This is a genomic window from Streptomyces sp. NPDC051136 (assembly GCF_044455745.1).
Lineage (GTDB): Bacteria > Actinomycetota > Actinomycetes > Streptomycetales > Streptomycetaceae > Streptomyces.
In genome coordinates, this window is the sequence record NZ_JBITFE010000003.1 from 315491 (window position 1) to 332823 (window position 17333).

Sequence of the window (17333 nt, forward strand, 5' to 3'; positions counted from 1 at the left end):
GTCAGTCCGCCTCCCGGCCGGTGGCCTCGAAGCGGTAGCCCACGCCCCACACCGTCTGGATGAGCCGGGGCCGGGCCGGATCGTCCTCGACCTTGCCACGCAGCCGCCGTACGTGGACGGTGACGGTGGAGAGGTCGCCGAAGTCCCAGCCCCACACCTCACGCATCAGCTCCTCCCGGGCGAACGCCCGGCCCGGATGCCGCAGGAAGAACGTGAGGAGGTCGAACTCGCGCAGGGTCAACGCCAGTTCGGTGCCGTCCTTGGTGGCCCTGCGGGCGGCCGGATCGACCGTCAGGCCGGCCGCAGACGGCGGGCGCTGCGCCCGTGCCGGGGCGGGCCGGGCGCGGCGCAGCACGGACTCCACCCGCAGCACCAGCTCCCGCGGGCTGAACGGCTTGGTCACGTAGTCGTCGGCGCCGACCTCCAGGCCGAGGATGCGGTCGTCCTCGTCGCCCCGGGCGGTCAGCATGACGACCGGCACGGGCCCCTGACCACGCAGCCGCCGGCACACCTCCAGGCCGTCCATACCGGGCAGCATCAGGTCGAGCACCACCAGGTCGGGCCGGTGCGCGGCGGCCCGGGCGAGCGCGGCCGGACCGTCGCCTGCCCGGTCGACGCGGTATCCGGCACGGTCCAGGTACCCGGCCACGACCTCCGCGACGGTGGGGTCGTCGTCGACGACGAGGACCCGGGCCGGTCCGCCGGAGAGCGGCGCCGGGGGCCCGGCCTGAGGCGTGGGCGCCGGAGCAGGGGCCGGCGGGTGTTCGGCCGGGGGGTCCGTCGTCGGCCGTGTGGTGCGGGCCTGTGCCGGGGGCCCCGTGGGCGCGGGCGCGGGCCCGCCGGGGGGCGCGGCCTGCGGGGCAGGCTCGGTGGGCTGCATGGGGCCAGCCTCGCACCGGCCGCTCGCCCGTGTCCTTCCCTGGCGGGGCCGGCGCCGCGACGTCCGTGTTTCGTAAGGAGTGAAAGCCCGATTCGTCCGGTTCCGGTTCGTAGGGTGAAGGCCGTGACCACCTCGCCCCCTCCGGACGTCGACGTCGTACTGCCCTGCCTGGACGAGGCCGAGGCCCTCCCCTGGGTCCTGGCCCGCATCCCGGCCGGCTGGCGTGCGCTCGTCGTCGACAACGGCTCCACCGACGGCTCGGCGGACCTCGCCCGCTCGCTCGGCGCCACGGTCGTGACCGAGCCGCGCCGCGGTTTCGGTGCCGCCTGCCACGCCGGGCTGACCGCCGCCACCGCCGACATCGTCTGCTTCTGCGACTGCGACGCCTCCCTGGACCCGTCCCTGCTGTCCCCCTTCGTGGCCGAGGTCCGAGCCGGCGCCTCCGACCTGGTGCTCGGCCGCCGGCGGCCGCAGGCCAGGGGCGTCTGGCCCGCGCACGCCCGGGCCGGCAACCTCGCCCTGGCCCGGCTGCTGCGCCGCCGCACCGGCCTCCGCCTGCGCGACCTCGGCCCGCTGCGCGCCGCCCGTCGCGAGCGGCTGCTCGCCCTCGGGCTCACCGACCGGCGCAGCGGCTACCCGCTCCAGATGGTGGTGCGGGCCGCCGACGCCGGCTGGCGGGTCACCGAGCACGACGTCCCGTACCTGCCCCGCACCGGCGCCTCCAAGGTGACGGGGACCTGGCGCGGCACCTGGCACGCGGTACGGGACATGCGCCGCGTGCTGGCCGAGGCACCGGCCGTCCGCGCCGGAGCGGGCGAGGGGAGCGGGGTCAGGTGACCGCCACGACCACCCTCCTCGTCATCGCCAAGGAGCCGCGTCCCGGCCGGGTCAAGACCCGGCTCACCCCGCCCTTCACCCCCGTCGAGGCGGCCGCGCTGGCCGAGGCGGCGCTCCGGGACACCCTGGCCGCCGTGGCCGCGGCGCCCGCGCGGCGCCGGGTCCTGGTGCTCGACGGCGCACCCGGCCCCTGGCTGCCGCCCGGTTTCGACGTCGTACCGCAGTGCGCCGGCGGCCTCGACGAGCGGCTCGCCGACGCGTTCGCCGGGTGCACGGGTCCCGCCCTGCTGATCGGTATGGACACCCCGCAGGTGACGCCTGCGCTGCTCACCGCGGACTTCGGCGACTGCGACGCCTGCTTCGGTCCCGCCGAGGACGGCGGCTTCTGGGCGCTGGGCATGGCCCGGCCCGAACCGGCCCTGCTGCGCGGCGTACCCATGTCGACGCCGGTGACGGGTGCCGTACAGCGCGAGCGGCTCCTCGCGGCCGGGCTGCGGGTACGGGACCTGCCGCCCCTGCGCGACGTCGACACCGCCGCCGACGCCCGCGCCGTCGCCGCACTGGCCCCGCACGGCCGGTTCGCCGCCCGGCTGGCGGCGTGCGCACCGGCCGGGGACCGGCGGGCGAGCCGGTGAAGGCGGCCGCGCGCCTCGCCCCCGGCCCGCCGGCCGCCACCCCCGCGTGGGAGGCCTCGGACCCGTACGCCGCCGCCCTGCGGTCCGGACACGGGCCGCTGTTCCTGCGCCGCACCGACGGCTGGCTGCTGCCGCTGGACGTGGAGCGCTGGTGCGCCGGGGCCGACGCGGTCGACCTGGAGGTCCTCGACCGCTGCGAGGGCGCCGTCCTCGACGTGGGCTGCGGACCGGGACGGCTGGTGGCGGAACTCGCCGCGCGGGGCCGCACCGCCCTCGGCATCGACGTCAGCGAGGCCGCCGTGGCCCGCACCCTACGGACCGGGGGCCGGTCGCTGCGGCGCTCCGTGTTCGAGCCGCTGCCCGGCGAGGGACGCTGGGACACCGTCCTGCTCATGGACGGCAACGTCGGCATCGGCGGCGACCCCCGCGCCCTGCTCACCCGCGTCGCCGCCCTGCTCGCACCCGGCGGCCTCCTGATCGCCGAGACGGCACCGGTCGAGGTCGACGAACGCGCCCACGTGCAGGTCGTCGACGTCACCGACGGGCGAGCGGCCGGCAGTCCCTTCCCGTGGGCACGGGTCGGCACCGGTGCCCTGCTGCGCCGCGCCGGCGCCGCCGGCTGGCACGGCGCCGCTCAGTGGACGTCGGGGGAACGCCGCTTCGTCGCGCTGCGCAGCGGCCGCAGGGCGAGCAGCAGCGCCGAGCAGCCGAACAGCGCGGCCGTGATCAGCAGCCAGCGGGCGAGGAAGCCGTCCGGCGACAGCCCGGCCGCCGACCGGTAGCGCGCGTCCACCCGCCCGCTGATCAGCGGGAACCACACCAGCAGGAGCAGCCCGGAGAACGCGGCCGGGACGCGTACGTACGGCACCCACGCACGGCGGTGCACCGCGCCGAGCCCGCGTACGAGGGCCCGGTCGGCCACCGCGTACAGCGGCAGCAGCACCAGGTCGTGCAGCAGCGCCGCCCCCACGAACCACAGGGCGACACCGACCGGGTCGCCGTCGAGCAGCCGCACCCCCGCGTAGCCCGCGAGCGCGAACGAGCAGCACAGCAGCAGGATGTGGAGCGGGCTGCCGATCACGGCCCGCGACGGCGGCCGCGGCCTGCGTGCGAGGTTCATGCCAGTTCTCCGAACGTCATCCGGGCCACCCACTTGGTGTTCAGCACGCCGGGCGCGGCGGGCACGATGATCCGCGCCGGATAGCCGTGGTCCGCGCTCAGCGTCTCGCCGTTCACGGACAGGGCGAGCAGGGAGCGCGGGTCGGCCACCTGGTTGGCGCGCAGCGCCCCGCTGCGGAAGGCGCCGCGCCGCTGGAGGGACTCCACGAGCAGATCCGGCGGACCGTCGTCGAAACCGGCCAGCGCCGCGAGGTCCCGCAGCCGCACTCCGTGCCACCACTGGTCGGAGGTCGACCACCCCTCGACGCAGGCGATGGGCAGCGCGGCCCTGTGCTGCGGCAGCCGGAGCAGGTCGGCGCGGCTGAGGCGGACCGTGCCGGTGCGCCCCACCACGGTGAGCCGCCAGGCGTCCTCGCGGGTCTCGGCCGCGTCGATGCCCGCGTAGGCGGCGGTCTTGTTGATCTGGAAGCCGTTCGGGCCGCCGCCCGGTTCGGCACCGCCGTGCGGCGCGAGCAGGGCGGTGGCCCGGGCCGGCCCGTCGAAGGAACGCCCGGCGCTGGTGGCCAGGAGCAGCAGCGAACCCCCGCCGACGGTCCACAGCGCCCCGCGCCGCGACACCGTCGGCGGGTCGGGCCGCGGCGACCGCAGGCCGTCGTCCGGCTCCCGGCCGGCCGGCGTGCCGTCCGGATCCCGGCCGGCCCGCGCGCGCCTGCGCCGTACGTTGCGCAGGGCGGCCGGCGCCTTCAGCACCGCGTGCGCGACGAACGCGGCGAAGAAGACCCAGGCGCCGTAGAAGTGCAGCGGATAGAAGGAACCGGGGAAGAGGTAGTCCAGCTGGATGTTGAGCACCCCGGTGACGAACTCGAAGAGCGCGCCGCCCACCAGCAGCAGCAGCGACACCCGCTCCAGCGCGTGGGCGAGCGACCGCGCCGGAGGCAGCGTGAACAGCCTCGGCACCACCGACCACAGCTTGGCCAGCAGCACCGGGATCAGCACCAGCCCGAGGGTGACGTGGACGCCCTGCGTGAGGCGGTACAGCCAGGGCGGGTCGGTCGGCCAGGCGAAGAGGTAGAAACCGAGGATCCCCTTGTCCGGGGTCTTGTCGTTGACCGGGGACAGGTCCGGGTTGTAGGCGGCGTACGAGAGCAGTCCCGTCACGAACAGGACGGTGATGCCGGCCAGCAGGACGAGGCCGAGCACCGAGGTGAACCAGGGCCCGCGCAGCGGGCTGCGCCAGAAACCCGGCGAGGACGGAAGCCGTGGGGCGAGGTCGCGCATGTCCCGACCGTAGGCCGGGACGGGGCCCCGGAACGGTCCCCGACCCATGACGAAACGCTGACGTCCACCCCGCGCACCACCGCGCGGGCGGTCCCCCGGCCTACGGTGCCGAGGTGAACCGCCTCCGCTCCGTCCCCCGCGACCTGTACGCGGCGGTGGCCGCCGCGCTGCTCGTGGCGGCCGCCGTCCTGGTCGGCCGGTACGTCTACACGTACGACGACCTGATCGTCGGCTGGCCGCCGCTGCTGGGCCGCTGGGACCCGCACGTGGGCCCCGGCACCCCGGCCGCGGTCCTGGTGGCGGCGGCGACGGTGGTGTACGGCCCGGCCGTCGCCGCCCGCCTGCCGTGGCGTGCGCTGCTGCCCGCGGCCTGGGGGGCGTCGATGGCGTGGATCTGGTCGCTGGCCCTGGTCGACGGCTGGCGGACGGGCGTCGCGGGCCGGCTCACCACCCGCCACGAGTACCTCACGGTGATCGACCGCTGGCAGGACATCCCGGCGGTCCTGCGCGACTTCACCGCGCACATCCTGATCCACTCCCCCGACAACTGGCCCGCCCACGTCGCCGGGCACCCGCCGGCGGCCACGCTCACCTTCGTGCTGCTCGACCGGATCGGGCTGGGCGGCGGGGGCTGGGCCGGGGTCTGGTGCATCACCGTGGGCGCCACCGGCTGCGTGGCGGTCCTGGTGACGGTGCGCGCCCTGGCCGGGGAGCGGCTCGCCCGGCGGGCGGCGCCCTTCCTGGTGTCGGCACCGGCGGCCGTGTGGTGCGGCACGTCCGCCGACGGCTACTTCGCCGCGGTCGCCGCCTGGGCGGTGGCGCTGCTGGCCCTCGCCGTCACCGGCCGGTCCCTGTGGTGGTCGGCGGGTTCGGGCCTGCTCTTCGGCCTGACCTGTTTCCTCTCCTACGGCCTCACGCTGCTGGCGGTGGTCGCGGCGGCCGTCCTGCTGCTGGGGCGGCGCGGGGTGCGCAGGCGGCCGGTGCTCCTCGTGCCGCTGCTGGCGGGTGCGGCGGTGGTGCCTGCGGCCTTCACGGCGGTGGGCTTCGACTGGTGGGAGGCGTACCGCCTGCTGGTGACCCGCTACTACGAGGGCGCGGCCGGCGTCCGTCCCTACGGCTACTGGGTGTGGGCCAATCTCGCCTGCACGGTGCTCATCACGGGCCTGGCGACGGCGGCGGGCCTGCGCCGGGCCGGGGGCGTGCTGGTCCGGTGGCACGGCGGGGGCGTGCGGGCCGGGGGCGGAGCGGTGGCGGACGCCCGCGGGGAGGAGATCCGTCTGGCGTTCCTCGTGGCCGCCGCGCTGCTCGCGCTGCTGGCCGCCGACGTGTCCGGTATGAGCAAGGCGGAGACGGAACGCATCTGGCTCCCCTTCGCCCTGTGGCTGCTGCCGTCCTGCGCGTTCCTCCGCCGCCCCCGCGCCTGGCTGGCGGCGCAGACGGTGCTGGCGCTTCTCCTCAACCACCTGCTGGCGACGGGCTGGTAGGGGAAAAGCGTGAGCAGTCGGCCCGCATCCGTCCTCGGGGCGCTCAGACGAGCCCCGCGAGGACGGAAAGGGGGGAGGTGCTCACGCTTCGGCCACGGTGCACCGCCCTCCGCGCCGGTCAGCCCTCGCAGCGCAGCTCCACTTCGAGGGTGGTCGGGCCGCCGGGCGGGCTGGTCAGGCGGAAGGTGCCGTCGAGCGCCGCGACGCGGCGGCGGATGCCGGTCAGGCCCGAGCCCCCGTCCTCGTCGGCGCCGCCCCAGCCGTCGTCCTCGACCAGCAGCCGCAGCCGGCCGCCCCGGCCCCGGACGGTGACCGAGGCCCGCCCGGCGCCGCTGTGCTTCGCGATGTTCGTCAGGGCTTCGGCGACCACGAAGTAGGCCGTCGCCTCCACCGCCGCCGCACACCGGTGCGGCACGTCCGTCTCGACGCGGCACGGCACCGCGCAGTCCGCCGCGAGCCCGGACAGCGCTCCCGCCAGCCCCCGGTCGGCCAGCACCGGCGGCAGGATGCCCCGCGCCACCGAACGCAGCTCCGCCAGTGCCTGTTCCGCCGCGGACTGGGCCCGCTCCAGCAGTTCGTCGGCCCCGGCCGGGTCCCGTGCCGCCATCCGCCGCGCGGCTCCCAGCAGCACGGTGACCGACACCAGCCGGTTCTGCGCGCCGTCGTGCAGGGAGCGTTCGATGCGGCGCAGTTCCGTGGCGTGGGCGTCCAGCGCCGCGGCCCGGGTCGCGGTCAGTTCGGCCACCCGCAGGGACAGGTCCGTGTCCGGTCCCGCCGCCAGAAGCCGCCGGGCCGGGGCGGCCTGGAGCCGTGCCATGCCCGGGCCGAGGCCCAGGAGGATCGCCGTCCAGCCCACGCCCAGCAGCGTCGCCGTGAACGCGTCCAGCCAGCTGTGGGCGGTGCCGACACCGATGGACGTGGTCGTCGCGTCCTCGGGGATCAGGGGCCACCACAGGGGAAAGGTGGTGTCCCGGAAGGCGCACACCGGCAGCAGGAGACCGAGCAGACCCAGCAGCAGCCCCAGCGTGCTGTGCCGCACCAGCCAGGCCAGCTCACGCCGGGTCGCCGGGTCGCCCCACGCGGACCGCAGCCGGGTGGGCGGCGGATCGGGCGGGACGATCTCGACACCCCGGCGGGAGAGGCGCTCGCGTTCCCGGCGGGCGAGTGCGTGCAGGGCGCGCAGCGCGAGGGGCGCGAGCAGCAGCCCGGCCCCGACCGGCGCGGTCACCGCCGCCAGGGCCAGCAGCACCAGCACGCCCAGCCCCCGCACCGCCGTACCGAGTCCGCCGACGAGCTGCCCCGTCGCCGTACCGGCGGCGCGCAGGGACCGTACGGCGGTCTCCCGCACGGACGTGACCGGGACCGTCATCCGCCTGCCTCCCTCCGGGCCGTACGTACCGCCTCCGGCGGGCTCGACGGGGCCGACCCTATGCCGCGGGAGCGGCCGGCGGCGGGTGCGGAGCCGGAAAGTACAGCCTGCTGTACCCCGGACCCGGCGGCCCACGGGATCGGCGGCGGGGGGTCCCGCTCCCTAGCGTCGAGAACGACCGCAAGCGACGCCGACGGAGGCCGCAGCCATGACCCACCAGGACCATCAGGACCCCTACCGCCTGGGCACACCCCAGGCCGCACCCGCCGACGGCGACGGCCCGGGCGCCGTCTCCCGCGGGGACCTCCTGCGCACGCTGCTGTGGACGGTGGTGGTGCTCAGCGCGGTCGCCAACATGGCCCTCTCCTTCGCCGGTGCCGCCACCCCGCTCCACCTGGCCAGCGGTCTGGTCACCGTCCTCGCCGCCGGCACCCTCGTCGTACGCGCCCTGCGGGGGCGGCGATGAGCACCGCCGCCGCCCCCGCGTCCGTCACCGCGCGCCGGGCGCCCGCCATCGCGCTGGAGGGCGTGACCAGGACCTACCCGGGCGGCGTCCGGGCCCTGGACGACGTGACGCTGACCGTCGGACACGGCACGTTCCTCGCCGTGATGGGGCCCTCGGGCTCCGGCAAGAGCACCCTGATGCACTGCGCCGCCGGGCTGGACTCCCCCACGTCCGGCAGCGTCCGCGTCGACGGGCGGGAGATCTCCGGACTGAACGAGACCCGCCGCACCGAACTGCGCCGCGAACGCGTCGGGTTCGTGTTCCAGGCGTACAACCTCATCCCCTCGCTCAGCGTCGAGGACAACATCACCCTGCCGCTGCGCCTGGCCGGGCGCCGCCCGGACCGGGACTGGCTGCGCACGCTGACCGAGCGGGTGGGGCTGGCCGACCGGCTCGCACACCGGCCGGCCGAGCTGTCCGGCGGCCAGCAGCAACGGGCCGCCGTGGTACGGGCGCTGGCCGCGAAGCCCGCCGTCGTCTTCGCCGACGAACCGACCGGCGCGCTGGACCTGCGCAGCGCCCACCAGGTCCTCGACCTGCTGCGGGCACTCGTCGACGACCTCGGTCAGACGGTGGTCATGGTCACCCACGACCCCGCCGCCGCGGCCCGCGCCCACCGCGCCCTGGTGATGGCCGACGGCCGGGTGGTCGAGGCCCTGGAACACCCGACGGCGCCGCACCTGGCGGACCGTCTCGTCGCGTTGGGGGAGCGGTAGCCGTGCTGCACCTCGCCCTGCGCACGGCCGCACACCGGATCACCGCACTGCTCGCCGTGGCCTGCGCGGTCCTGGGCGGCGCCGCGCTGATCACCACCACCGGCGTGCTCGCCGAGTCCGGGCTGCGTTCGCAGCTGCCGCCCGGGCGGCTCGGCGGCGCGGACGTCGTGGTCGCCGCCGACCAGGAGTTCCACCCGAGCGGGGACCTGCCCGTCGCGCTGCCCGAGCGGGCCACGGTCCCGGCCCGGCTCGTCGAGCGGCTGGCCGCCCTGCCGGGTGTCACCGCGGCCGTCGGCGACATCGGCTTCCCGGCCGCGCTGGTCGACGCCCGGGGCGGCATCACCCCCGTCGCCGAGGACCCGGGGACGGCGGGGCACGGCTGGTCCTCGACCGCGTTGCTGGCGGACGCGCGGGTGCGGGGCCGGGCGCCGTCCGGCGCGGACGAGGTCGCCGTGGACGCGCGCACGGGCCTGGCGGTCGGCGAGCGCGTCGAGGTGGTGGCGAACGGGCGTCCCGCTGCCGCCTACCGCGTCTCCGCCCTCGTCGACGCCCCGGACGGTGGCGTCTGGTTCGCGGACGGGACGGCCGCCGGGCTGGCCGCGCGCGACGCCGGGAGTGAAGGCCCGCGCGCGGGGACCGTGGACCTGATCGGGCTGCGCACCGACGCCGGTGCCCGGGACCGGGTCGCCGCCGCCGTCCGCGAGGAGGTGGCGGGCACGGGCCTGGAGGTGCGCACCGGCGCGGACCGGGGCGACGCGGTGGCGCCCGGCGCCGGGTCGGCGCGCTCGCTGCTGATCCTGCTCGCCGGTTCGCTCGGCGGGATCGTGCTGCTGATCACCGGGTTCGTCGTCGCGGGCGCGCTGGGCGTGGCCATCGCCGGGCAGCGACGCGACCTGGCGCTGATGCGGGCCGTCGGCGCGACGCCGAAGCAGATCCGCCGCCTGGCCGCCGCGCAGGCGACGGTCGTCGCGATGGTGGCGCTGGTACCGGGCGTGGCCGCCGGCTACCTGCTGGCGGGCCGCTTCCGGGACCTGCTGGCCGGCCACGACGTCCTCCCGCCCGAACTCCCCCTCACCCTCAGCCCCTTGCCCGCGCTCGCCGCGCTGCTCCTGGTGGTGGCGGCCGTACAGCTCTCCGCCCGCTGCGCGGCCTGGCGCACCTCTCGGCTGCCGGCCACCGAGGCGGTCGCCGAGTCCCGCAGCGAACCGCGCACGCCGTCGCGGACGCGGACCGGTGCGGGGCTGCTGCTGATCCTCGGCGCCTCGGCGCTCTCGGTGGTACCGCTGCTGTCCCGGACGGTCCTCGGAGCCTCGGTCACCTCCATCGCGGGCATCGTCGCCGCGATCGGCCTGGCGCTGTCCGGCCCGGCGCTGGTCAAGCGGGCGGGCGAGGCCGCCGTCCGGCGACTCGGCCCCGGCGCCGCCGCCCCGACGTGGCTGGCGCTGTCCAACGTACGGGCCTACGCCCTGCGCCTGTCGGGCGTGGTCAGTCCGCTGGCCATGGGCATCGTCTTCGTCCTGACGTACACCCTCACCCAGACGACGGTGCTGGCCGCCACCTCCGACGACACCCGGGCAGGCACCCTCGCCCAGTACGAACTGACGGCGCCGGCGCTGGGCGGGCTGCCCGACGGCACCCTGTCCGCCGTACGGGACGTGCCCGGCGTACGGGCCGCGGCACCGGCCAGGACGACCACGGTGGTGTGGGAGTACGAGGAACTGGGCGAACCCGCGGCCGAGTCCGCCTCGGCGACGGTCCTCACGCCGGACGCCCGGGGCGTCCTCGACCTCGGGGTGACCGGCGGCAGCCTGGACCGGCTGACCGGGGCCACGGTCGCCGTGAGCGGCGAGGCCGCCCGCACGCGCGGCGCCGGGCTCGGCAAACGGGTGCGCCTGGTGCTCGGCGACGGGGCCCGCGTCGACGCCCGGGTCGTCGCCGTCTACGACCGGGGCCTGGGCTTCGGCCCGGTCGTCCTCTCCCGCCGGCTGGCCGCCGGGCACACCACGACCGGCCTCGACCAGCGGGTGCTGGTCCGCACCGACGGCACGGAGGAAGCGGGGAAGGGCCTCACCGCGCTGGCCGCAGGACGCCCCGGCCTCACCGTCGCGGGCACCGCCCCGGACGCCGCGGGCGCGGACGCGCCGCCCGAGGTGTGGATCAACCTGGCGGTGGTCGTGGTGCTCCTCGGCTACCTGCTGCTGAGCATCGCCAACAAGCTGGTCGCCGCCACCGCCCAGCGCCGGACCGAGATCGCCGCGCTGCGTCTGGTCGGCACGACCCCGCGGCAGATCCGCGCGATGATGCGCCGTGAGGCCGCCGTCGTCGCCGCCGCGGCCCTGGCCTGCGGCCTCCTGCTGGCCGCCGTCCCGCTGGCCCTCCTCGGCCAGGGCTTCCTCGGCCACCCCTGGCCGGCGGGCCCCGTCTGGCTCCTCCCGGCGGTGGCGGCGACGGTCGTGGCGACCTCGTACCTCACGATCGAACTCCCCACCCGCCACGCCCTGCGCACCCCTCCGGCGGAGGGACTGCGCACGGGGTGACCCCGGGCTCGCGGCGCCGCCGCCCGGAGGCGGACAGGGGGAGGCGTCGCACGCCGACCGGTCCGTCCCCACGCCACCGGAGGGCCCGACGCCGGCACCCGACCGGGTCCGGGGCGCCGGACGGGGGCCCGCCTCGGACGACGGGACCCGCGGGTCCGGACGGACGGAGCCGGCCGCGGGGCCGGAACCGAGGCCCCCGCGGGAGCCGCGCCCACCGTCGGCCTCAGGCCGGCCTCCGGTCGCGCAGTGCCGTGCGGGCCCGCGGGACGGTCCGCGGGCCCCGCAGGCCCGCCCCGGGCGCGGGACCCGCGGGCCACCGGACGGACGGAGCCCGCCGCGGGGCCGGAACCGAGGCCCCCGCGGGAGCCGCGCCCACCGTCGGCCTCAGGCCGGCCTCCGGTCGCGCAGTGCCGTGCGGGCCGGCAGGGTCACGGCGGCGAGGGCGAGAGCCGTCGCGGTGGCGGCGAACGCGGCGTACAGGAGCGGGGGCACGTGCGGATACTCGCCGGTCAGGCCGCGCATCATCGGAGTCAGCGTGATCACGGCGATGGCGGTGCCCAGGGCCACGCCCGCCGCCGACACCAGCAGGCTCTCCCAGCCCAGCATGCGCAGCACCTGCCGCCGGGTGGAGCCGACGAGGCGGAGCGTGGTCAGTTCGCGGCGGCGGTCCAGGACCGTCATCACCAGGGTGTTGACCGCGGCGACGGCGGCGAAACCGCCCAGGACGCCGGCCATCACGTAGTTGGCCCAGGCCCCGAACTCGCGGTCCACGTTCCGCGCGAGGGCGTAGCCGGAGGCGTCGGTGACCTCGCCGAGCGCGCGGAGCGGCCCGGGGTCGCCGCCGCTGACCAGCAGCGTGTCGGCGAACGCCGACGTGACGTGGCCGTCCAGGGACGCGCGGTCCATGGTCACCGCGGGCAGGCCCAGGCCACGGCCGTAGACCGCGACGACCTCGGGGGCGGCCCTCGTGCCGTCGGGGAGGTAGAGCGGCAGCCTGTCGCCGAGTCCCACGTCCGTGGCGTCGGCGAGGGTTCGGTCGATGGCGATACGGCCCTCGCCCACCCGGTCCAGGCTGCCGTCGCGCACGTCCAGGTCCTGCACCTTCGCGAGCTGCGCGCCGGATCCCGAGACGCCCTGGGTCGCCGTCCCCTGCAACGACGTCTCGCCGCCGCCCCGGACGGGCACCAGGACCTGCGTGTCCAGCAGGCTCACGGCCGCGTCCACACCGGGGGCGCGGGCGGCCCGGTCGGCGGCGTCGGCCGGCAGACCCGCCGGGCCGGTGACGACGTGGTCGGCCGTGATGCCGTCGCGGAGCTGCTCGGCGGCGACGTGGCTCTCGCTGGTGTGCATGAAGACCAGCGTCGAGGCGAAGGCCATCGCCAGCACGATCGGGGTGATCGCGGAGGCCAGGCGGCGCGAGTTGGCGCGGGAGTTGGCCGCGGCCAGCGAGGCGGACGCGCCGCCCCCGCGCAGCAGCAGGCCGAAGAGCGCCGCGCACACCCGCGCCAGGACCGGCCCGAGCAGGGCGACGGCCAGCATGAAGAGCATGACGACGCCGAGCGAGGCGTTGGCCGCGTCGGCCCCGGCGGCGGAGGCCGCCACCCCGGCGAGCACCGAGCCGCCGACGACCGCGGCCAGCCCGAGGACGGTCCGCACGACGCCCGGCCGCAGCCGCTCCACCGAGGCCTCGGCGAGCGCCTGCCCCGGCTTGGTCCTCGCGGGCCTGCGCCCCGCCGCCCAGCCGGCGCCGAGCGCCGTGAGCAGCCCGAGACCGGTGGCGGCGAGCAGCGGGAACCCCGATACGTGCAGGTCGACCGCCTCCGGTACGGCCCCGCGGTCCTGCATCTGCCCGAACCACCAGTGGGCGAGCCCGATGCCCGGCAGACAGCCGAGCAGTCCGGCGAGCGGGGCGACGAGCAGGGCCTCGGACGCGACCGCGCGGCGGATCTGCCGCGGGGTGGCGCCCACGGCGCGCAGCAGGGCGAACTCCCGGGTGCGCTGGCCGACGGAGAGGGCGACCGTGCCGGCCGCGGTGAAGACCGCGACCAGGGTGGCGATCCCGCCGAAGGAGCCGCCGACCGCGAAGAGCGTCTCCTTGGCGTACGCCAGCCCGTGGTCCTCGACCTCGCCGCGGCCGTCGCCGGTGAGCACCTGCGCGCCGGAGCCGGCCAGGGCCTTGCCGACGGCGGCCGCGAGGTCGCCCGGGTCGACGCCGTCCCGGGCCATGACGGCGATGGCGTCGGCCCGGCCCGGGTGCCCCGCCAGCACGGACGCCTCGGCGTCGGCGAACCAGGCCACGGCGCCCCCGTCCGGCCCCTCCCCGGTGATGTCGCCGGCTCCGGGGGAGGCGAGGCCCGACACCCGGAAGCCGGCGCGGCCGTCGGCCGTCTCCAGCGCGACGGTGTCGCCCACACCGGCCCCGGCGGCACGGGCCGCTCCGGCGTCGAGGACGACCTCGCCGACGTGCGGCGCGGCGCCCTCGGTCAACGCGGTGCCGGTGAAGACGTGCGAGCCCCAGCCGTGGCCGGTGAGCGCGCCGGACGGGGCGGCGCCGCCGTGCACGGGGAAGGTGAGGTCCGCTACGGCGGCGGCCGCGCCCGGCGCCCGGGCGGCCTTCGCCGCCAGTCCCGCGTCCACGCGGGCGGTGTCCGGCAGCGGGTACGCGGTCTCCTCGGGGCCGTCGACGGTGTCGGCGACGACCCGCGCGGACTGGTCGGCCGCCGCGACGACCGGCGCGCCCGCGTACCGCTCGGCCGGCACGGAGGCGCGGATGCCGGTCTCCAGCAGGACACCGCAGGCCGCGACGATCAGCGCGGACATCATCAGCGCGACGAACGTGCCAGCGAACGAGGCGGGCTTGAAGCGGACGGCGGAACGGGCGAGACCGTTGGGCTTGAGACTCACGCCGCCACCCCCGCCCCGGCGACGGCCCCCGCCGCGGCCCCCGTACGGCCGGTGAGCGCAGCCATGCGTGCCGCGATCCGCTCCGCCGAGCCCCGTTCGAGGTGGTCGGCGAAGGCTCCGTCGGCGAGGAACAGGACACGGTCGGCCCAGGCGGCCGCGGCCGGGTCGTGGGTGACCATGACGACGGTGGCGCCGAGGGTGTCCACCGCGTGCCGCAGCAGCCCGAGGACCTCGGCGGCGGTGCCGGTGTCCAGGGCGCCGGTGGGCTCGTCCGCGAAGATCACGTCGGGGGCGGTGACCAGGGCACGGGCGACGGCCACCCGCTGCTGCTGGCCGCCGGACAGCTCCCCCGGCCGGCGCCGCGCCTTGTCGGCCAGCCCGACCCGCGCGAGCACCTCGGCGGCCCGGCCCCGGTCCTGGCGCTGCCCGGCCAGGCGCATCGGCAGCAGGACGTTCTGCTCCACGGTCAGCGACGGCAGCAGGTTGAACGCCTGGAAGACGAAGCCGAGGCGGCTGCGGCGCAGCTCGGTGAGCGCGTTCTCGCTCATGCCGGTGATCTCCGTACCGCCGAGCCGCACCGATCCGGCCGACGGCCGGTCCAGCCCGGCGGCGCACTGCAGGAAGGTGGACTTGCCGGATCCGGACGGCCCCATGACGGCGGTGAAGGTGCCGCGCGGGAGGGCCAGGTCGACGCCCGCGAGCGCGTGCACGGCGCCCGCGCCGCGGCCGTACCGCCGCCGGACCCCGCGCAGTTCGACGGCGAGACCGGGCGTGGCGGCCGGCGCCCCGGGGCTCTCGTCCGCTCCCGGCAGCTGCCCGGCCTCCTGCCGCCTGTCCTTGCGTAGCCTCATGGTCCCCGTCTCCTCATCCGTGCACAGGTGCGTCCTGCTGACGGGGGGAAGAGTGCGGGGACGGCCGCCCGCCGGGCGTCATACCCGGGAGCCAATGGGGGACCGGTACCCCGGTAGGGGGTGGCCGGACTACTGCTCCCCCGGGGCCACCAGCCCCGACTCGTAGGCGAAGACGACCGCCTGGGCGCGGTCGCGCAGGTCGAGCTTGGTGAGGACGCGGCTCACGTGCGTCTTCACCGTCTGCTCGGCCAGCACCAGGTGCTCGGCGATCTCCCCGTTGGACCGGCCGCGGGCGACCAGGGCGAGGACCTCGGTCTCGCGTTCCGTCAGGCCCTTGAGCCGCTGCGCGGGCCTGCCCCGGGCCGGGGGGCGCTGCCGGGCGAAGTCGGCGATCAGGCGGCGCGTCACGGAGGGCGCGAGCAGCGCGTCGCCGGCGGCCACGATCCGGACCGCCGCGATGAGGTCGGCCGGCGGCGCGTCCTTCAGCAGGAAACCGCTGGCGCCGGCCCGCAGCGCCTCGTACACGTAGTCGTCGACGTCGAACGTGGTCAGCATCAGCACCCGCGGCCGGTGGGTCACCCCCCGTGGCGGCGACAGCAGCCGTCGCGCCGCCTCCAGACCGTCCATCTCGGGCATCCGCACGTCCATCAGCACGACGTCGGGATGGGTACGCCGGCTCAGCTCGACGCCCTGCGCACCGTCGGGGGCCTCGCCCACCACGTCGATGTCGCTCTGGGCGGCCAGCAGCGCGGCGAATCCGGCCCGCACCATGGCCTGGTCGTCGACGATGATGACGCGCGTCGTCACGTGAAGTCCTCTTCGGTCAGCGGAAGGTGGGCTGCGACCCGGAAGCCGCCGCCGGGCAGCGGTCCGGCGTCGAGGGTGCCGCCGACGAGCCGCACCCGCTCGCGCATGCCGACGAGTCCGTGCCCGGTGCCGCCCGCTTCGAGCGGCGTGGCGGGCGGTCCGGGCGGCGGGTCGTTGACGACGAGGACGGTGAGCCGGTCGCGGCCGGGGGCGCCGGCGGGCGCCGCCACCGACAGCGACACCCGCGTCCGGGCACCCGGCGCGTGGCGTACGACGTTCGCGAGGGCCTCCTGGACGATCCGGTACGCCGAGAGCCCCACCGCGTCGGGCACCTCGGCCCCGTGCGGAGGGTCGCAGGGGGTGAAGTCCACCGGCGCGCCCGTCCTCGCCGTCGCCTCCACCAGCTGCCCGATCCGCGCGAGGCCCGGCTGGGGGGCCAGCTCGCCGTGCGACTCCTCGTTGCGCAGGACGCCGAGGAGCCGTCGCATCTCGCCGAGCGACTCCCGGGCGGTCGCCGCGATGGACGTGAACTCCTCGCGGACGTCCGGCGGCAGCGCCGTCAGGCGGTACTCCGCGGTGTCCGCCTGCACGGTGATGACGGACATGTGGTGCGCCACCACGTCGTGCAGCTCCCGCGCGATGCGGGCCCGCTCCTCCAGCAGCGTCCGCCGGCCGCGCTCGGCCTCGCTGATCGTCTCCTGTTCGGCCAGCCTGCGCCGCACCTCGTGGCGCTCGCGCAGGGCGCCGCCCAGCAGGAGCGCGATGCCGCCGAGGATGGTGAGCAGCAACTCCCCGGCGCCGGCGCCGTGGGGCGCGACGAACACCAGGCCGACGTTCGCACCCGCCGTCGCCAGCCACACCGGCAGCAGCGTCCGGCGCCGCTCGCGCAGGCCGAGGGCGAGGCAGAGGCCGACGTACCCGACCAGCTCCATGGGCGGGAACGGCCACAGCAGCCGCTCCGGGAAGTCCACGGTGAGCAGCGCCAGCGCACCGGCCACGTCCGCGGCGAAGACCACGTACCAGGCGTGCAGCGGACGGACCACGGCGAGCAGCAGCGGGGCCGCCTGCGCGACGGCCAGGGCGCTCGCCACGCCGCCGTTCAGGCCGTAGTCGGCGGTGAGGACCACGATGGTGGAGGGCAGCAGGGCGACGCTCAGCACGAACGCCACGGCCCACGGCAGCACCCGCACCCACCGCCGCGAGGCCCCCGCGAGCAGCGGGCGGGGGCGCTCCTCCTCCACTGCGGTCATGCGCACCACCCTAGGTGCCCGGCGCGCCCGTGCCGTCCCCCCCGCAGAGCCAAGCCGAGGTGATACTCCGGTAGGGGGTCGGGGACTCCGGTAGGGGGTCGGGGACTCCGGTAGGGGGTCGGGGACTCCGGTAGGGGGTCGGGGACTCCGGCTGGACCGCC

At 77.1% G+C, this 17333-nt stretch carries 14 protein-coding genes and 1 pseudogene; 7 read left to right on the top strand and 8 right to left on the bottom strand.

The window, feature by feature from the left end; all coding sequences use genetic code 11:
• Position 1: 1 nt before the first annotated feature.
• On the bottom strand, positions 2 to 880 hold the full coding sequence (locus ACIBCJ_RS10640; protein WP_365979415.1) for a response regulator transcription factor: 879 nt from the start codon (positions 878 to 880) through the stop codon (positions 2 to 4).
• Positions 881 to 994: 114 nt separating this feature from the next.
• Here ACIBCJ_RS10640 and ACIBCJ_RS10645 point away from each other — a divergent pair, with 114 nt between their 5' ends.
• The 3 genes and pseudogenes from ACIBCJ_RS10645 to ACIBCJ_RS10655 form a co-directional block, all read left to right on the top strand.
• Positions 995 to 1717: a glycosyltransferase family 2 protein gene (locus ACIBCJ_RS10645; RefSeq protein WP_362099574.1), complete on the top strand. Its 723-nt coding sequence runs from the start codon at positions 995 to 997 to the stop codon at positions 1715 to 1717.
• Positions 1714 to 2352: a DUF2064 domain-containing protein gene (locus tag ACIBCJ_RS10650; protein WP_365979416.1), complete on the top strand. Its 639-nt coding sequence runs from the start codon at positions 1714 to 1716 to the stop codon at positions 2350 to 2352. The genes ACIBCJ_RS10645 and ACIBCJ_RS10650 overlap by 4 nt, the downstream gene beginning before the upstream one ends.
• A gap of 140 nt (positions 2353 to 2492) precedes the next feature.
• Positions 2493 to 2843: pseudogene (locus ACIBCJ_RS10655) on the top strand (class I SAM-dependent methyltransferase); the annotation flags it as partial.
• 143 nt (positions 2844 to 2986) lie between these two features.
• On the opposite strand, the gene ACIBCJ_RS10660 reads toward ACIBCJ_RS10655, so the two are convergent.
• Together ACIBCJ_RS10660 and ACIBCJ_RS10665 are read right to left on the bottom strand one after the other, a co-directional pair.
• Positions 2987 to 3472, bottom strand: coding sequence for a hypothetical protein (locus tag ACIBCJ_RS10660; RefSeq protein WP_362504828.1), 486 nt, complete (start codon positions 3470 to 3472; stop codon positions 2987 to 2989).
• Positions 3469 to 4749 carry a molybdopterin-dependent oxidoreductase gene (locus tag ACIBCJ_RS10665; RefSeq protein ID WP_365979417.1) on the bottom strand — a complete coding sequence of 427 codons (1281 nt, stop codon included), beginning with the start codon at positions 4747 to 4749 and terminating at the stop codon, positions 3469 to 3471. The genes ACIBCJ_RS10660 and ACIBCJ_RS10665 overlap by 4 nt, the downstream gene beginning before the upstream one ends.
• 113 nt (positions 4750 to 4862) lie before the next feature.
• On the opposite strand from ACIBCJ_RS10665, the gene ACIBCJ_RS10670 reads away from it, so the two are divergent.
• The gene (locus tag ACIBCJ_RS10670; protein ID WP_365979418.1) at positions 4863 to 6233 is read left to right on the top strand and encodes a hypothetical protein; all 1371 of its coding nucleotides are present in this window, start codon (positions 4863 to 4865) and stop codon (positions 6231 to 6233) included.
• 118 nt (positions 6234 to 6351) lie between these two features.
• Here the strand turns inward: ACIBCJ_RS10670 and ACIBCJ_RS10675 are convergent, their stop codons facing one another.
• Positions 6352 to 7602 (bottom strand): sensor domain-containing protein, encoded by a 1251-nt coding sequence (locus tag ACIBCJ_RS10675; protein ID WP_365979419.1) that lies wholly within the window; start codon positions 7600 to 7602, stop codon positions 6352 to 6354.
• Between the two features lie 208 nt (positions 7603 to 7810).
• On the opposite strand from ACIBCJ_RS10675, the gene ACIBCJ_RS10680 reads away from it, so the two are divergent.
• From ACIBCJ_RS10680 to ACIBCJ_RS10690, 3 genes are read left to right on the top strand one after another with little or no spacing between them, the layout of a single operon-like run.
• Positions 7811 to 8068 carry a hypothetical protein gene (locus ACIBCJ_RS10680; protein ID WP_365979420.1) on the top strand — a complete coding sequence of 86 codons (258 nt, stop codon included), beginning with the start codon at positions 7811 to 7813 and terminating at the stop codon, positions 8066 to 8068.
• Positions 8065 to 8823: an ABC transporter ATP-binding protein gene (locus ACIBCJ_RS10685; protein ID WP_362099553.1), complete on the top strand. Its 759-nt coding sequence runs from the start codon at positions 8065 to 8067 to the stop codon at positions 8821 to 8823. Before ACIBCJ_RS10680 ends, ACIBCJ_RS10685 begins: the two co-directional genes overlap by 4 nt.
• A 2-nt stretch (positions 8824 to 8825) precedes the next feature.
• Positions 8826 to 11360: an FtsX-like permease family protein gene (locus ACIBCJ_RS10690; RefSeq protein ID WP_365979421.1), complete on the top strand. Its 2535-nt coding sequence runs from the start codon at positions 8826 to 8828 to the stop codon at positions 11358 to 11360.
• 384 nt (positions 11361 to 11744) lie between these two features.
• Here the strand turns inward: ACIBCJ_RS10690 and ACIBCJ_RS10695 are convergent, their stop codons facing one another.
• The 4 genes from ACIBCJ_RS10695 to ACIBCJ_RS10710 all read right to left on the bottom strand — a co-directional run bounded on the left by ACIBCJ_RS10695 (position 11745) and on the right by ACIBCJ_RS10710 (position 17172).
• Positions 11745 to 14264 (bottom strand): FtsX-like permease family protein, encoded by a 2520-nt coding sequence (locus ACIBCJ_RS10695; protein WP_365979422.1) that lies wholly within the window; start codon positions 14262 to 14264, stop codon positions 11745 to 11747.
• A complete protein-coding gene (locus tag ACIBCJ_RS10700; RefSeq protein ID WP_365979424.1) occupies positions 14261 to 15115 on the bottom strand; it encodes an ABC transporter ATP-binding protein in 855 nt (284 codons plus the stop codon). Before ACIBCJ_RS10700 ends, ACIBCJ_RS10695 begins: the two co-directional genes overlap by 4 nt.
• Before the next feature lie 129 nt (positions 15116 to 15244).
• On the bottom strand, positions 15245 to 15922 hold the full coding sequence (locus ACIBCJ_RS10705; RefSeq protein ID WP_362099541.1) for a response regulator transcription factor: 678 nt from the start codon (positions 15920 to 15922) through the stop codon (positions 15245 to 15247).
• A complete protein-coding gene (locus ACIBCJ_RS10710; protein WP_365979425.1) occupies positions 15919 to 17172 on the bottom strand; it encodes a sensor histidine kinase in 1254 nt (417 codons plus the stop codon). The genes ACIBCJ_RS10705 and ACIBCJ_RS10710 overlap by 4 nt, the downstream gene beginning before the upstream one ends.
• Positions 17173 to 17333: the final 161 nt, after the last annotated feature.

Excerpts from the sequence above, each read along its gene's own strand:
- ACIBCJ_RS10665 (WP_365979417.1), bottom strand. The coding sequence starts at position 4,749 with ATGCGCGACCTCGCCCCACGGCTTCCGTCCTCGCCGGGTTTCTGGCGC.
- ACIBCJ_RS10700 (WP_365979424.1), bottom strand. The coding sequence starts at position 15,115 with ATGAGGCTACGCAAGGACAGGCGGCAGGAGGCCGGGCAGCTGCCGGGA.
- ACIBCJ_RS10660 (WP_362504828.1), bottom strand. The coding sequence starts at position 3,472 with ATGAACCTCGCACGCAGGCCGCGGCCGCCGTCGCGGGCCGTGATCGGC.
- ACIBCJ_RS10640 (WP_365979415.1), bottom strand. The coding sequence starts at position 880 with ATGCAGCCCACCGAGCCTGCCCCGCAGGCCGCGCCCCCCGGCGGGCCC.
- ACIBCJ_RS10680 (WP_365979420.1), top strand. The coding sequence starts at position 7,811 with ATGACCCACCAGGACCATCAGGACCCCTACCGCCTGGGCACACCCCAG.
- ACIBCJ_RS10685 (WP_362099553.1), top strand. The coding sequence starts at position 8,065 with ATGAGCACCGCCGCCGCCCCCGCGTCCGTCACCGCGCGCCGGGCGCCC.
- ACIBCJ_RS10675 (WP_365979419.1), bottom strand. The coding sequence starts at position 7,602 with ATGACGGTCCCGGTCACGTCCGTGCGGGAGACCGCCGTACGGTCCCTG.
- ACIBCJ_RS10710 (WP_365979425.1), bottom strand. The coding sequence starts at position 17,172 with ATGACCGCAGTGGAGGAGGAGCGCCCCCGCCCGCTGCTCGCGGGGGCC.